Source organism: Streptomyces sp. NPDC050388, from assembly GCF_040655635.1.
In the GTDB taxonomy this organism is placed as follows: domain Bacteria; phylum Actinomycetota; class Actinomycetes; order Streptomycetales; family Streptomycetaceae; genus Streptomyces.
Map to the genome: position 1 here is coordinate 18,848 of NZ_JBFAKH010000030.1, position 13,793 is coordinate 32,640.

The following is a 13,793-nucleotide window of genomic DNA, read 5'->3' on the forward strand; positions in this document are numbered from 1 at the left end:
TCCCCGTCGTGCCCGTACGAGCATCGTGAGCGATGCTGGTGAGGCGATGCAACGGGGTTTTCCCGTACCCGGAACGCCCCACCGGGCGCCCTTGTGCCGAGCGTCGCGAGGGTTTTGGGTGGACGAGTTGAAGCCGGACGGGACCGGAGGGCCCCGGCCGGCGACATGGAGGTATCTCAGGAGGACCCCCACATGTCCGATTCGGCACGTGGCCACACCGAGCCACGCCCCGCCGTCACCGAAGCCGAGGTGGATGCGCTGGTCCGCGGCATCTGCTTCAAGACCGGACCGCCGCGCCGCCTCGGAGTCGAGGTGGAATGGCTCGTCCACGAGCTGCGTGCCCCGCAGCTCCCCGTGACATCCGAACGACTCGAAGCGGCCTACGCCGCACTGCGGACCGTGCCCCTGAGTTCGGCGCTCACCGTCGAACCCGGCGGCCAGCTGGAGCTCAGCTCGCCGCCCGCCGCCTCCCTCATGGAGTGCGTCGACACCGTCCGCGCCGACCTCGACGCCGTCCGCGCGGTACTGCGCGAGGACGATCTCACTCTCGTCGGTCTCGGCCACGATCCCTGGCACACACCACGCCGGTTCCTGCGCGAACCGCGCTACGACGCCATGGAGGCCTGCCTCGACCGCACCGGCCCCGCCGGCCGCGCCATGATGTGCACCTCCGCGTCCGTGCAGGTGTGCCTGGACGCCGGGTACGAGGAGCCCGGCCCCCTCGGTCATGTGCGGCGCTGGTGGCTGGCGCACCAACTCGGCGCGGTCCTGCTCGCCGCGTTCGCCAACTCCCCGCTGGCCGGTCACCGGCCGACCGGCTGGCTGTCCACCCGGCAGCTGCGCTGGGCGCAGATCGGCACCGGTCGCGCGGGCGGCCCCGTGCTGGACTCCGATCCGCGCGCGGCCTGGGCCCGTCACGTCCTGGACGCGCCGGTGATGTGCGTACGACGCGACGGCGGCCGGTGGGACGTGCCGGAGGGACTGAGCTTCCGTGAGTGGACCAGGTCCAGGGTGCCCAGGGCGCCGACCCGGGACGATCTCGACTACCACGTGACGACGCTGTTCCCGCCGGTCAGGCCGCGTGGCCACCTGGAGCTGCGGATGATCGACGCCCAGCCCGGTGACGACGGCTGGATCGTGCCGCTGGCCGTGACGACGGCGCTGTTCGACGATCCGGAGGCCGCCGAGACCGCCTACCGGGCGGTGAAGCCGCTGGCCGAACGGGCCCACGGGATGCCTGCGCCGCACAATCCGCTGTGGCGGGACGCGGCCCGCGGCGGCCTGGCCGATCCGGAGCTGCGCGAGGTGGCCGCCGCCTGCTTCGCCGCGGCGCTGCGGGCGCTGCCCCGGCTGGGCGCCACGACCGAGGTCGTGGACGCGGTGGCGGCGTACCGGGACCGCTATGTCGCCCGGGGCCGCTGCCCCGCCGACGAACTGCTCGACACCCTGCGCGTCGGCGTGGCCGCCCGCGTCGACGGCACCGCCGTGTCCGGCGCGCGCACGCACCCGCACACGCACGGAGCGCCTCCGCACGGGAAGGACAGCCGCTCATGACCGACCCCGCCCCCGACGCCGAGGCCCTGCGCGAGCGCGCGGCCGCCGCGCTGGTCACCGCGCGCGACCGGACCACCCTGCTGACCAGCTGCGTCGACGAACCCGAGCTGACCGCACAGCACTCGCCGCTGATGTCTCCCCTGGTGTGGGACCTCGCCCACATCGGCAACCAGGAGGAGCAGTGGCTGTTGCGGGCCGTCGCCGGGCAGGAGGCGATACGGCCCGAGATCGACAGTGTCTACGACGCCTTCGAGCACCCGCGTGCCGAGCGGCCGCAGCTGCCGCTGCTGCCTCCCGAGGAAGCCCGCCGCTACGCCTCGGACGTGCGCGGCCGGGCGCTGGACGTGCTGGAGGGCACCGCGTTCCACGGCGAGCGGCTGACGGAGGCGGGTTTCGCCTTCGGGATGATCGCTCAGCACGAACAGCAGCACGACGAGACGATGCTGATCACCCATCAGTTGCGCAAGGGGCCGCAGGCCCTGACCGCTCCGGATCCGGAGCCGGTGCCGCTGTTCACCGGTCCGTCCGAAGTGCTGGTTCCCGGCGGCCCGTTCACCATGGGCACCTCCGACGAGCCGTGGGCCCTGGACAACGAACGCCCCGCGCACCGGCGCGAGGTGGCGCCGTTCCACATCGACACCACCCCGGTGACGAACGCCGCCTACCAGGCGTTCATCGAGGACGGCGGCTACGACGACCCGCGCTGGTGGACCTCGGAGGGCTGGGCCCACATCCGCCGGAACTCCGTCACCGCCCCGCTGTTCTGGCACCGGGACGGCACCTTCGGCGCGGGGCGGTGGCTACGGCGCCGCTTCGGTGTCACCGAGGTCGTACCGCCCGACGAGCCCGTGCTGCACGTGTGCTGGTACGAGGCCGACGCGTACGCGCGCTGGGCCGGGCGCCGGCTGCCCACCGAGGCCGAGTGGGAGAAGGCCGCCCGCCACGACCCGGCCGGCGACCGCTCGGCGCGCTACCCCTGGGGCGACGCCGAGCCCGGACCGCAGCACGCCAACCTCGGCCAGCGGCACCTGCGTCCCGCGCCCGCGGGGAGCTATCCGGCCGGTGAGTCTCCGCTCGGGGTACGCCAGTTGATCGGTGACGTGTGGGAGTGGACGTCGAGCGACTTCCTGCCGTACCCGGGGTTCAGGGCGTTCCCGTACAAGGAGTACTCGGAGGTGTTCTTCGGAACCGGGTACAAGGTGTTGCGCGGCGGTTCGTTCGCGGTGGACGCGGTGGCCTGCCGGGGCACGTTCCGCAACTGGGACCACCCCGTCCGGCGGCAGATCTTCTCCGGCTTCCGCACGGCACGCTCGGAGAGCGTCTGATGTGCCGTCACCTCGCGTACGTGGGCCCCGAGGAACCGCTCGGCAGGCTCCTCGTGGGCCCGCCGCACGGGCTGTACCGCCAGTCGTGGGCACCCCGGCGCCAGCGGTACGGAACGGTCAACGCCGATGGTTTCGGCGTGGGCTGGTACGCGCCGGGAGACCCGGTGCCGGCCCGGTACCGCAGGGCCGGACCCATCTGGGCGGACCTGTCGTTCGCCGATCTGGCCCGGGTCGTCCGCACCCCGGCGCTGCTCGCCGCCGTACGGGACTCGACCCTGTCGGGCGCGGACGGTGAGGCCGCGGCGGCCCCGTTCGCCGCGGGGACCTGGCTGTTCAGCCACAACGGCGCCGTCCGGGGCTGGCCGGGCGCGCTCGCGCCGCTCGCCGGGTCCCTGCCCGCCGAGGACGTGCTGTCGCTGGAGGCCCGCAGCGACTCCGCGTTCGTGTGGGCCCTCGTGCTCGCCCGGCTGCGAGCCGGGGATCCCGAGGGGCAGGCGCTGGCCGACACCGTGCTGGAGGTCTCCGCGGCGGCCCCCGGCTCCCGGCTCAACCTGCTGCTCACCCAGGGCGACACCGTCACCGCGACCGCGTGGGGCGACACGTTGTGGTACCTCGCCCGGCCGGGCGGCGGCACCGTCGTCGCCTCGGAGCCCTACGACGACGATCCGCACTGGCGCGAGGTCCCCGACCGCACGCTGCTGGCGGCGAGCCGCACCGACGTGCTGCTCACCCCGATCGAGGAGCCGGGCGAGGCCCTGGCACCCACCGACCCATCGGCACCCCTGAAGGAGCTCCGCACGTGAGTCCGTTCCTGCTCACCCGCACCCTGCCCGAGGACGCCACCGACGCGGCCCTGCGCGCCGACGTCCTCCGGGGCCTGACCGGCAGGCCGAGGACACTGCCGCCGAAGTGGTTCTACGACGCGTACGGCAGCGAGCTGTTCGAAGAGATCACCGAGCTGCCCGAGTACTACCCGACGCGGGCCGAACGCGAGATCCTGCTCGCCCGCTCCGGTGAGATCGCCGCGGCGGCCGGTGCCCGCACCCTGATCGAACTGGGCTCCGGTTCCTCGGAGAAGACCCGCCACCTGATCGACGCTCTGACCGGACTGCACACCTACGTCCCCGTCGACGTCAGTGAGAGCGCCCTGACCCGGGCGGGACAGGCGCTCGTCGCCGAGCGGCCGGGCCTGGCCGTGCACGCGCTGATCGCCGACTTCACCGGCCGGATGACGCTGCCCGACACCCCGGGTCCTCGCCTCGTGGCGTTCCTCGGAGGCACGATCGGCAATCTACTGCCCGCCGAGCGGGCCGCGTTCCTGGCCTCCGTCCGCGCGCTGCTCGCCCCGGGGGACGCGCTGCTGCTGGGCACGGACCTGGTCAAGGACGAGAAGGTACTGGTCCGGGCGTACGACGACGCGGCCGGGGTCACGGCCGCCTTCAACAAGAACGTCCTGACCGTGATCAACCGGGAGTTGGGCGCCGACTTCGATCCGGCCGCCTTCGACCACGTGGCCGTGTGGGACGCCGAGCGCGAGTGGGTCGAGATGCGGCTGCGCTCGCGCGGGGCACAGACCGTGAAGGTGCCCGCGCTCGGTCTCGTCGTCGACTTCGAGGCGGGCGAGGAACTGCGCACCGAGGTCTCGGCGAAGTTCCGCAAGGAGGGAGTACGGGAGGAACTCGAGTCAGCGAGGCTGGAGTTGGCCCGATGGTGGACGGATGAGGAGGAGCGGTTCGCGCTGTCGCTGAGCATGGCGCGTTGACGTGGGGGGTCCTGTTTCCGTCTGGCGGACAGGGTGAAGGGCCCGGCGTGCGACGCGCGTGGGGACTCGCACGGGTGCCCCGTGTTTCGGTATGGGCGGGTCGCGGGGCCGGGGCCTGCGGGCGTCGGGGACCGGAGCGGCCGACGTCTCGCGGTGCGCCACGGCCTGGGGCACGGTGGAGTGACGTGCGACATCAGGAGGCGTCCCGCGTACCGGTGGGAGCCGCCGTCGAGAGGAGCACCCGCATGTCGAACCACACCTACCGGGTCACGGAGATCTTCGGCACCTCGCCCGACGGCGTGGACCAGGCCGTCCGCAACGGCATCGAGCGCGCCTCGCAGACCCTGCGCAACCTGGACTGGTTCGAGGTGACCCAGGTACGCGGCCAGATCGAGGAGGGCGGGATCGCGCACTGGCAAGTGGGCCTGAAGGTCGGCTTCCGCCTGGACGAGACGGGCTGAGCCCGCTCCGGAGGGGAACGGCCCCGCACCGGAGCGGGGGCGGTACGCGAGGAGGCTCAGGGCCCGGGTACGTACCTGCGGGAGCGGGAGGGCATCAGGTCCCCGCTCCCGCTCCCGCGCCGCCTCCGGCTCCCGGCGGGGCCGTCCAGCGAGCGTGCACGACGGCGAACCCGGCCCGTCGGGCGTCCGCGCAGACCGGTTCTTCGTCCACGAGCATCCGGGTCTCCCGGGTGCGGGCGAGGCGGCGTGGCATCGCCGGCCGGGTGTACCGGGCGGGCCGCCGGTCGGCGTCGCCGCGCATGCGGACCGGCCCGTCGGGCAGCCCGTGGGCGGGCAGCCGGTCCAGCGTGTCGCACCGGCGGCGCTCCGGGCGTCCGGTGGGGCGGACGATCCCGCACTCCCGCGTGCTCTCGCGCACCAGCGCGACGCCCTCAACGAGGGGCGGGTCGTGGGGCGCGGCGGCGAAGAAGGAGTCCCGGTCGCGCGGCCCGTGCTCCAGGAACCGCTTTCGGTGCGCGGTGTCCGCGAGGGCGTCGTCCAGGTCGAACGCGGCGAGCGGGCGCTTTTCACTGCCGGTCGCACCGCCCGGCCCGGACGGGGGAATGCGGTGGCGGGCCAGGCGTTGAACCGGGTGTGACCCCGCTGATCGCCCGCACCCGTTTCTCCGTTCTCGACCGTTCGCGGATTGGGATGCTTGGACAACACATCCCCGTGACCAGCCATGATGACTGTCCGTAGAAGTCGGCATCAGCGATGCTGACGCCTAGGACATGAGGAAGCCCCCTGGTCATCGGCCAACCAGGGGGCATGCCTGACAGGGCGTCAGTCAGTCCAGAGCGTCAAGCCGCTCCCCTCGATGCTCAGCAACGCGTACCGCGGAACGAGCGGACTGAGCCAGGAAGAAGAGCGCCACGGTTAGTTCCGCCTTGGTCACTGCCCCGTCCTCTGCCACGGACAGGGCCCTACCGACGTCCATCGTGGCCACCCTCAGAACGGACTCTTCCCAGGACTGCACTCCCCTGGTCTCAGAGGTCCGGGGGACCAAGAGAGCCCCCTGTAGAAGTTGCTCGATCCTGCCCCCTGCCTCACAGATGACAGTCTTCCCCGGCTCTGCCTGTCCCTCTGGAATGATGCTCATGGTCCTACCTCCATAGGGCCTAGGCCCCGGTGTCAGAGCTAGTCCCTCTGCCCGGGGCTGTTCTGTGTCCCCGGTGACTACCGGAGGAAGGTCAGCGTACTCGTATCCTCGAATACTCGAAAGGTCACACGCTCGGATGCGGGTATCCCCGAACCGTCGCACGCTTGACCCATGATCGACCGGACGCAGCCTGTCTACCCGCAGCTTGTGCGCATCCTCAGGGCCAGGATCACCGACGGCACCTACGCCCCGGGGTCACGCATGCCGGCTGTCCTTGCCGTGGCGAGTGAGTTCGACGTCGCTGCCTCCACAGTCCAACGAGCGTTCGCAGCACTCAGGGAAGATGGACTGATCATCACCTGGTCCGGGCGCGGTTCGTTCGTGGCAGACCAGAAGGTGTAAGGGTGTTTGCCGTCTGACGTTTACCCTTTGGGCTTTACCCCTTTGTCCCTTTGCCTTGATGTCTGGCCGGCTCTCGTTTATGACAGTGTCAGGCACCAATGCATTTGGCGTCGGTTATCCCTGTCTGCTTCAGGTGCCATCCGTTTATGTCATGCCGGCATTGTCTGCGCTCCCACGGATATATGTCTGTGCACTCCCGGGGTAATGCCTGGGAATGCATCGAGCGGACCCGCCGGGGGCACCTTCCTTTCCTTGCGTACGGGTTTCAAGAATCTAGCTGATCTGAAACGGCAGACAGATACACGAAAATCGGGGACCCCTAGCGAGTAATTCGCCAGAGATCCCCGGATGATCGTTGTCTAGGCCCTGATATACAGGGGAATTCACTCAGTCAAAGTGCCGGCTGTAATCCTCGGCAGAGAGCCCAGCAATGTTATAGACAGCCTCAGCCCTAACCTCATCCATAGGGCTATTGCCAATAGTCGTGGCGACATCCTTTGACCGAGGATGGAGGGGCGCAGTACCGCCCCAATCAATGAGTTCGTCATGGGCAACAATGGAGCCGTTCTGATACGTCTCCAGACCAAGAGCCTGAGCAGACTTCCGAGTAAGCCGGCCATCTGCCGTAAGCTTAAAGGCTTCAGCGTCGCTGTAGCCCTCCCAGCCTGTACCCGCGGAACGGTCCTCATGGCTGTCAGAAACGGCCCACACAAGCCGGACAGTGGCAGAGGACATACGGGCCCTGGCATCCTCCGCAGCCTCCATAGCGGCTACGTACTCCGCATGCACCTGGGAACACTCGTCCAGAGCCTTCCTGGCAAGGGAAGGCATCTCCTCAATGATGCTGTCCTCTGCGGCCCGGAATGCCTGGTCATAGACAGCACGGAGCGCAGCAATGGTGCGCTTGTATTCCTCTGCCTTGGCACGGTACGGAGCAAGGTGCTTATCCCTGTCAGGGAGTGGCTTACCATTCGCCACTGCCACTCGGTCAAGCTTAATCAGTTCCGCCTCTGCCTTGACAATGGCAGGAATCCGCGGCCCCTGAGGAGTAGGAATAGCGGCATAGTCGGCGTGGTCAAGTTGGTAATCCTGAAGACTCTTCAGCGCCTTATCCCTGGCAGCAATGAGCTTCTTGGTAGCCGCGGTGAAAGTGTAACCAGCCGGCATAGGCTTAACAAACAGACTCTCAGGCATTGTGCCTCCAATAGTTCATAACGTCATTGCGCTCTTTCAAGCACTGCACTCCGTCCACCAAGACGCAGATGAGGAAGACCAGGTAACCAGCAACCGCCAGGGGCTCCATTACTGGCCCCTGGCCTTGAATTGTCCAGCCTTACAGGCGTCGTAAAACTCATGCGGTGTCATGTCATTTAGTTCCGCATGAGTGTCTGTCGTATGGGTTTCCTCGGAAGTAAGAGTGCCATTCATATGTGTTCCTCCTAGGCTGCGTTAAGCATCTTGACGTAACGTGCACCGGTCCTGTCAGAGACTCCGAACGCCTTGGCCAGAGCAGGACCCGTAACAAGCTGTCCAACGGAATCGAGATTCTGTGCAGCCTCCCGGATGGCTGCCAGGGAGGGACGAGAGCGGCCACGGGAAGGCTTGTCGGGGCGCAGCATGGGGATTGGAGCCTCGGTCACTTCCTCGGTCGTCTCAGAGCCTGTGAGCGGTTCTTCCTCGTTCCCCTGTCCGGATTCCATAGGAGTGACATCGACAGTGCTCTTTGGCAGTGCAGCCAAATGGAGCATGTGAGCCGCGGCAAGTGCTGGCACAGAGGAGACAAGGGAGACCAGGACAGGCCCTGTTGTCATATAGCCACTGCTGATGAGATGACCGACCACCTGTGCAGACAGAGCCATACTCAGGGCAACGCCACTGCCAATGATCGCTGATATCCGCCCCTTGCTGCCACGGGGTCGGTTGGCGGCAATGACAGCAGATGCCGCCGAATAAACCGACAGGGTGAGCGGCATCAAGTATTCAAAGCCGTTCCCAAAGCCACTGGCACGGGCTAGCTGAATCTCCGCCGGCATACTGATAACGAGAGCAGAGATGAGAACCAGCGGCCTAGAAATGGCCGCGGTGAGCTTGGCATAGAAGGGTGTCGTGTTCATGTGTCGTGTGTCCAATCGTTAGAGGATGACGGAGCGAATGGCCTGCCGAATGGCAGGGTCAGAGATGTTCTTAAGCGCCTCTGTCAAGGGAATATTGAGCGCCTTGGCCATAAGGATTTGGTTACGGAGAGAGGGAGTCCGCTCGCCGTAAAACCACTTGCTCACAGCCTTGTATGTGACACCGCACTCTGCGGCTATCTCGCCGTAGGTAACGGCACGGGCACGTCGAATTGCATCCCACGTGGCCCTATCCCAAAGATTGATGTCTGACATAGCAATCACTCCAAAGGGTGAGGTTGAATGAGTCGTGGGCATAAAAAAGACCCTGGTCTCTGCCACGACAAAACAGAGACCAGGGCCAGGGATGCCCGTAGACCAGAACCGGGCAAGGAGGGGAGAACCGAGACTACGAACCAGGGGAAGCAAGGAGAAGAACCAGTGTTGTTCTTCCTCTACCTATGACGTCGGTATCACTACTCGTCAGTAGTGACCGATAGAGGGGTAACAAGAAGGTAACGTCTACAAAACCCCTAGTCAGCACACGTGTGTTGGTCCAACCAACAGAGCCGGCGCAGAGGGCCTAGGAACCTTCACCGCACCCCAGAGGACAGGGCGTAGCCCCCAGAGGCTCATACGGCCACACAGAGACTTCCGCGGCCCTGGCAGAACCAGGACCGGACCACTCACACAGAGACCAGAGAGCGTCCATGGACCTAGAAAGCTCTGTACGGGCCCTAGGAGCGCCTAGGATGCGCTCCCTAGGCAAGGAGTTCAGGAAGGCTCTCCTAGGCCGCTACAGAGCCACACAGAGGCTCTGCGGGGGCGGGGCAATCTCTAGTCGAGACATGAGGTCTCTCCACTCGACTAAGTCTCGTGCTTCACCGGTAGCCCTTGAAGGGGCTACCTGGTTCAGCTCTCCCTCACTCCGTTCGGTCGTTGCCTTGGCCTCTGAAAGAACCTCCCCTTCCCTGGTTCCAGCCCAGAACTGGAACCAGGTAAAGACCCTTGGCTAGATGATCTTGATATGACTATGGCCAAGGAACCTCCAAGACTCCTTGGCCTAGTGATCTTGTTCTTACTAGTACTGGTAAATACTCCTAGTCTCTTAAGAGACTAGGAGGAAGTTAGTAGAGAAGTTTGTCTATCACCAGTGATAGACCCCCCTATCACCAGTGATAGACCCTAGCCCTGGTTGGGGATGGAGCCGATACGCCAGATGTCCGAGGTACCAGGGCGCGCCACGGCCTTACGGATAAGGTCCTTCTCCTTGAGTTCGGCCATGGCTCGGTTAGCCGTGGGAGTTGACATGCCAAGGCGTTTGGCCGTGTTGCCTATGGCTTCGGAGTAGCCATGGGAGTTCTTCCCACACTTCTGGGCTACGCCAACGGCAAAGTGCACGGTGGATGACTTTACGCCTGCCGCGGCCACAAGGTACATCCACTCATTCTGTCTGTGATTGGTCATGTCCTCCCAGGATGCTTTACGGCGCTCTTCCTCCCTGACAACCTTGGCCGCTTTCTCCGCGGCCTCTCTCTTCTCCCTGTCAATCTCCCAAGGGCTTTTCTCGCCCCAGACATCAAAGCCTGTCTGTTCGTTATTCATCTGCTCAGTTGTCATTCTTGTCCCCAATCTTGGTCAGGCCCTTGTCTACTTCCTCTGTCATGACTGCTGCCATGGCGTCATGAACCATGTCTCTGGCCACATGCCATTCCACCTTGAAAAGTCCGCCAACAAACCAGATAGCCGCGGACAAGTCCATTCCTCCGTGCCATACCATCGAGCCGACACGTTCAATGGCAAGTGCCTTCTCTGCCTTTGTCATTCCTCTGTCCTCTCGAATGTCGGCACCGTTGGCGCCGGCTAGACATGAAAAAGGGCCATGACTCCTGATGCCATGGCCCCTTTACGGGTACTGCTTATTCGGTTATCCGTCGTGCTGGAGTCGAGTCACCATGAGTTCAGCCCAGAACTCACAGAGGAAGTCCGCGGACTCTTCCTCGGTCCATTCCGTCGTCTGTGCGTAGATCTTGACTGCTGCTGCCAGTGTCAAGGCCCCTGCCCTTACGTGGTCTCCCAAGGAGTAGACCAGGGCGTCAAGCGTCTCGGTCCTACCTTCGAGCCGGCCTTCCTCCCAATCGGTCGACTCGTCGTTCTCCCACTTGTCCCTCAGGGCGTTGCGGTGATCCCCCCTGTGACCACTGTCGAGCACGCACGGTATGCGGTGACGTCCGATGGGAGGGCCGTTCTCCCAACCAGGCTGACGTGCACCACAGGTGTTCTCTGGCATAGACTGTCGTCTCCTTCACAGGAGACAGAGGGGCGTTCTGTTTGGCGACGGGCGCCCCTCTGCCTGTTCAACAACGGTGGGTTGCTGGTTATTCCCCGACCATGAAACCTAGGCCGGCAGACTTGAAGACATCCACCATGTGCTGGATCTCTTCCTCGCTCTCTCCCCTGGCCCTGAGACGTTCCTTCCATTCATCCCAGGACATGGGTTCTGGTGTGATCTTGAAGGTTCCACGGCCCACCTCAACTCGGTAACCCGACTTGATGAGTTGCTTCCGCTTGCCTTCAAGGTCAAGGCCGGCCCACAGCTCCTTGAACGTCTGGCCCGTGGCTTTCTCAGACCAGTGCCCCTCAACTACAGGTTCCGCCGCAAGCTCTGTCTCTCGTGTCCTCAGAGCGTGCATGCGATCCTTGTACTCCTTGGGGTTGTCATCGAACTCCCCATCTACGTACAGGTTCCGCAGACGAGAGATGCGCTTTCTCGTCGTCTCAAGCTCTCGTGTGTTGTCCGATCCAGGGACCCACACCCTCTCCGTAACAGGCTGGTCACCGTACCGATTGAGGAAGGCCACCATCAGCCAATCCTCTACTTCCTCGGCACGCACAGACCCGGAGCATTCCGCCTCTTTGGGCCACGCACCACAGACGTAATAGCGGTAGATCTTGTCCTTCTTCTTGGCTGTCTTGTGCCTGGCCTTACTGCCGCACCGCCCACAGAAGACAAGACCATAGAGGGGTGACGTGTCGTTGACACGACGTTGTGTCGTCTGCTGCCTAGCTTCGATGGCAGCTTGAAGGGATGACCATTCCTCATCTGTGAAGATGGGGTCTGCCAACTGGATAGGCTGTTCCTGGCTGTCGTACAGAACCTTGCCTTGGTGCTTCTTGTGTCCGAGACAGGCAGGGTCTGTCAGGAGAGCCTTGACAGAGGACACGCCCCATTGCTCGGGTACGCCCTCTGCCTGGCCACGTCGACTAGAGACAGGCTTCCCCTTACGCACCCGGGCCCTGTCCCTGGCAGTCAACTCCCCTTGTGCGTTGAGGTACTTGGCCACACCCAAGAGGGATTGTCCGTCAATGATCTGACGACGCATCTCATGGAGAACCTCGGCCATAGCGGGGTCCTTCTCCAAGAAGGTCGCTGTCCTACCGTCAACGAACCTCTTGATGGGGACATAGCCGAACGGGGCAAGTCCGCCGGGCCACCGTGTGGTGAACCGTCGCCGTTCGTGGCTCTCCTTCACCCTCTGCTTGATCCTGTCCAACTCCATGGCCGGCCCAATGGACTGTACATAGGCCATGGCCCTACCCGCCGGGGTGTGGAAGTCAAGACTTGGGTTGTCCAGGATGACAACCTTCTTACCCCACTCACGGAACACCTTTCGCATAAGGTCATGCGCGTGTTCGTCGTCCCTGGACAGTCGGTCTTGGGTGGTAACCCACAGCTCATCCCACTTATCGCGGTTCTCTTCTGCCAGCCACGGGCCCAGATTCTTACGGGTGAACGGATCAACGTCACCAGACACAGACAAGTCCCGTGCGACTGCTACAACCGTGACACCCTCTGCCTCGGCACGCCGGCTCAGCTTGTCGTGCTGAGACTCGATGGACTCTGAGCGCTCGTTCCGATCATCTGAGATGCGCTCTGCGAATAGGACCCGTCGCACCGGCTCTCCCCTCCCCTAGTGGTGCGGCTCCCTGCCGTACCTCCTGTCTCCAGACTAGTGGATGGTTGTCAATCAGTCCACATCCGTTCCCGCATCCGTGAGGGACACACCGGTCCCGAGGCGCTGCGTGACACCGTGCGGCTGGCGGAGGAGGTGGAGCGGCTCGGCTACCACCGGTTCTGGGTCTCCGAGCACCACGGCGTGCCCGGAGTCGCCGGCTCCGCGCCGACGGTGCTGGCCGCCGCCGTCGCCGCGGCGACCGGGACGATCCGCGTGGGCACCGGCGGGGTCATGCTGCCCAACCATCAACCACTCGTCGTGGCGGAGCAGTTCGGGGTGCTGGAGTCACTCTTCCCGGGACGGGTGGACATGGGTCTGGGCCGCTCGGTCGGCTTCACCGACGGGGTGCGCAAGGCTCTGGGCCGCGACAAGGACGACGCCGAGGACTTCGGCGCCCAGATCGACGAGCTGCTCGGCTGGTTCCGCGGCACCTCCCCCACCGGGGTGCGCGCCCGCCCGGCCGAGGGGCTGGCCGTGCCCCCGTTCGTGCTCGCCATGGGCGAGGGGGCGGCGATCGCCGCCCGCGCGGGCCTGCCGATGGTCATCGGCGACCTGCGTGGCCGCGACCGGATGCGCCGGGGCATCGACGACTACCGCGCGCGGTTCCGTCCGTCCGCATGGGCGAGCGAGCCGTACGTGGTGATCTCCGGCACGGTCGCCGTGGCCGACACGCCCAAACAGGCCCGTCGGCTGCTGATTCCGGAGGCCTGGTCGATGGCGCACTCCCGCACCCGCGGCACCTTCCCGCCGCTGCCGCCCGCCGAGCGCGTCGAGTCGCTCCTCATGACGGCCAAGGAACGCGGCCTGTACGAGTCCGGGCTCAGTGGCCACATCGCCGGCACCGAGGAGCAGGTGGCCGACGAACTGGAGAGGGTGCTGAAGGAGACGGGCGCCCAGGAGGTCCTGGTCACCACCAGTACCCACGACCGTACGGCCCTGCTGGACTCCTACCGGCGGCTCGCCGGCCTCGTCGGTCTCCCGGGGACGGACGGCGGCGCGCCGCGCCGGTGAGCGGCCTTACCGG

16 protein-coding genes are annotated in these 13,793 nt (G+C 65.6%); 7 read left to right on the forward strand and 9 right to left on the reverse strand.

The window, feature by feature from the left end; translation table 11 throughout:
- Positions 1–192: 192 nt before the first annotated feature.
- From egtA to AB0I73_RS19045, 5 genes are all read left to right on the forward strand, one after another.
- Positions 193–1,554 (forward strand): ergothioneine biosynthesis glutamate--cysteine ligase EgtA, encoded by a 1,362-nt coding sequence (gene egtA, locus AB0I73_RS19025; protein WP_363038761.1) that lies wholly within the window; start codon positions 193–195, stop codon positions 1,552–1,554.
- Positions 1,551–2,879, forward strand: coding sequence for an ergothioneine biosynthesis protein EgtB (egtB, locus tag AB0I73_RS19030; protein ID WP_363038763.1), 1,329 nt, complete (start codon positions 1,551–1,553; stop codon positions 2,877–2,879). The genes egtA and egtB overlap by 4 nt, the downstream gene beginning before the upstream one ends.
- The gene (egtC, locus tag AB0I73_RS19035) at positions 2,879–3,682 is read left to right on the forward strand and encodes an ergothioneine biosynthesis protein EgtC (RefSeq protein WP_363038765.1); all 804 of its coding nucleotides are present in this window, start codon (positions 2,879–2,881) and stop codon (positions 3,680–3,682) included. The genes egtB and egtC overlap by 1 nt, the downstream gene beginning before the upstream one ends.
- Positions 3,679–4,641 (forward strand): L-histidine N(alpha)-methyltransferase, encoded by a 963-nt coding sequence (gene egtD, locus AB0I73_RS19040; protein ID WP_363038767.1) that lies wholly within the window; start codon positions 3,679–3,681, stop codon positions 4,639–4,641. The genes egtC and egtD overlap by 4 nt, the downstream gene beginning before the upstream one ends.
- 245 nt (positions 4,642–4,886) lie before the next feature.
- On the forward strand, positions 4,887–5,102 hold the full coding sequence (locus AB0I73_RS19045) for a dodecin (RefSeq protein ID WP_363038768.1): 216 nt from the start codon (positions 4,887–4,889) through the stop codon (positions 5,100–5,102).
- A gap of 94 nt (positions 5,103–5,196) precedes the next feature.
- Here AB0I73_RS19045 and AB0I73_RS19050 read toward each other — a convergent pair whose 3' ends face one another.
- A complete protein-coding gene (locus tag AB0I73_RS19050; RefSeq protein ID WP_363038885.1) occupies positions 5,197–5,706 on the reverse strand; it encodes a hypothetical protein in 510 nt (169 codons plus the stop codon).
- Between the two features lie 222 nt (positions 5,707–5,928).
- The gene (locus tag AB0I73_RS19055; protein WP_363038770.1) at positions 5,929–6,240 is read right to left on the reverse strand and encodes a hypothetical protein; all 312 of its coding nucleotides are present in this window, start codon (positions 6,238–6,240) and stop codon (positions 5,929–5,931) included.
- A 171-nt stretch (positions 6,241–6,411) separates the two neighbouring features.
- Here AB0I73_RS19055 and AB0I73_RS19060 point away from each other — a divergent pair, with 171 nt between their 5' ends.
- Positions 6,412–6,642, forward strand: coding sequence for a winged helix-turn-helix domain-containing protein (locus tag AB0I73_RS19060; RefSeq protein ID WP_363038772.1), 231 nt, complete (start codon positions 6,412–6,414; stop codon positions 6,640–6,642).
- Positions 6,643–7,029: 387 nt separating this feature from the next.
- On the opposite strand, the gene AB0I73_RS19065 is transcribed toward AB0I73_RS19060, so the two are convergent.
- The 7 genes from AB0I73_RS19065 to AB0I73_RS19095 form a co-directional block, all read right to left on the reverse strand.
- Positions 7,030–7,836, reverse strand: a complete 807-nt coding sequence (locus AB0I73_RS19065) for a hypothetical protein (RefSeq protein WP_363038774.1) — start codon at positions 7,834–7,836, stop codon at positions 7,030–7,032.
- Between the two features lie 245 nt (positions 7,837–8,081).
- Positions 8,082–8,756, reverse strand: a complete 675-nt coding sequence (locus AB0I73_RS19070) for a hypothetical protein (RefSeq protein ID WP_363038776.1) — start codon at positions 8,754–8,756, stop codon at positions 8,082–8,084.
- An 18-nt stretch (positions 8,757–8,774) separates the two neighbouring features.
- Complete coding sequence (locus tag AB0I73_RS19075) at positions 8,775–9,071, reverse strand: helix-turn-helix transcriptional regulator (RefSeq protein WP_363038887.1); 297 nt, start codon at positions 9,069–9,071, stop codon at positions 8,775–8,777.
- A gap of 867 nt (positions 9,072–9,938) precedes the next feature.
- Positions 9,939–10,373, reverse strand: a complete 435-nt coding sequence (locus AB0I73_RS19080; protein WP_363038778.1) for a helix-turn-helix domain-containing protein — start codon at positions 10,371–10,373, stop codon at positions 9,939–9,941.
- Positions 10,363–10,578 carry a hypothetical protein gene (locus AB0I73_RS19085; RefSeq protein ID WP_363038780.1) on the reverse strand — a complete coding sequence of 72 codons (216 nt, stop codon included), beginning with the start codon at positions 10,576–10,578 and terminating at the stop codon, positions 10,363–10,365. Before AB0I73_RS19085 ends, AB0I73_RS19080 begins: the two co-directional genes overlap by 11 nt.
- A 102-nt stretch (positions 10,579–10,680) precedes the next feature.
- Positions 10,681–11,043, reverse strand: coding sequence for a hypothetical protein (locus tag AB0I73_RS19090; RefSeq protein WP_363038782.1), 363 nt, complete (start codon positions 11,041–11,043; stop codon positions 10,681–10,683).
- A gap of 88 nt (positions 11,044–11,131) precedes the next feature.
- Positions 11,132–12,709 carry a recombinase family protein gene (locus AB0I73_RS19095; RefSeq protein WP_363038784.1) on the reverse strand — a complete coding sequence of 526 codons (1,578 nt, stop codon included), beginning with the start codon at positions 12,707–12,709 and terminating at the stop codon, positions 11,132–11,134.
- A 57-nt stretch (positions 12,710–12,766) separates the two neighbouring features.
- Between AB0I73_RS19095 and AB0I73_RS19100 the strand changes: the two genes are divergently transcribed.
- A complete protein-coding gene (locus AB0I73_RS19100; RefSeq protein ID WP_363038786.1) occupies positions 12,767–13,780 on the forward strand; it encodes an LLM class flavin-dependent oxidoreductase in 1,014 nt (337 codons plus the stop codon).
- The last annotated feature ends 13 nt before the right edge of the window (positions 13,781–13,793 follow it).

Excerpts from the sequence above, each read along its gene's own strand:
- AB0I73_RS19060 (WP_363038772.1), top strand. The coding sequence starts at position 6,412 with ATGATCGACCGGACGCAGCCTGTCTACCCGCAGCTTGTGCGCATCCTC.
- AB0I73_RS19085 (WP_363038780.1), bottom strand. The coding sequence starts at position 10,578 with ATGACAAAGGCAGAGAAGGCACTTGCCATTGAACGTGTCGGCTCGATG.
- AB0I73_RS19065 (WP_363038774.1), bottom strand. The coding sequence starts at position 7,836 with ATGCCTGAGAGTCTGTTTGTTAAGCCTATGCCGGCTGGTTACACTTTC.
- egtB (WP_363038763.1), top strand. The coding sequence starts at position 1,551 with ATGACCGACCCCGCCCCCGACGCCGAGGCCCTGCGCGAGCGCGCGGCC.
- AB0I73_RS19090 (WP_363038782.1), bottom strand. The coding sequence starts at position 11,043 with ATGCCAGAGAACACCTGTGGTGCACGTCAGCCTGGTTGGGAGAACGGC.
- AB0I73_RS19080 (WP_363038778.1), bottom strand. The coding sequence starts at position 10,373 with ATGACAACTGAGCAGATGAATAACGAACAGACAGGCTTTGATGTCTGG.
- egtC (WP_363038765.1), top strand. The coding sequence starts at position 2,879 with ATGTGCCGTCACCTCGCGTACGTGGGCCCCGAGGAACCGCTCGGCAGG.
- AB0I73_RS19070 (WP_363038776.1), bottom strand. The coding sequence starts at position 8,756 with ATGAACACGACACCCTTCTATGCCAAGCTCACCGCGGCCATTTCTAGG.
- egtA (WP_363038761.1), top strand. The coding sequence starts at position 193 with ATGTCCGATTCGGCACGTGGCCACACCGAGCCACGCCCCGCCGTCACC.
- AB0I73_RS19055 (WP_363038770.1), bottom strand. The coding sequence starts at position 6,240 with ATGAGCATCATTCCAGAGGGACAGGCAGAGCCGGGGAAGACTGTCATC.
- AB0I73_RS19045 (WP_363038768.1), top strand. The coding sequence starts at position 4,887 with ATGTCGAACCACACCTACCGGGTCACGGAGATCTTCGGCACCTCGCCC.
- AB0I73_RS19075 (WP_363038887.1), bottom strand. The coding sequence starts at position 9,071 with ATGCCCACGACTCATTCAACCTCACCCTTTGGAGTGATTGCTATGTCA.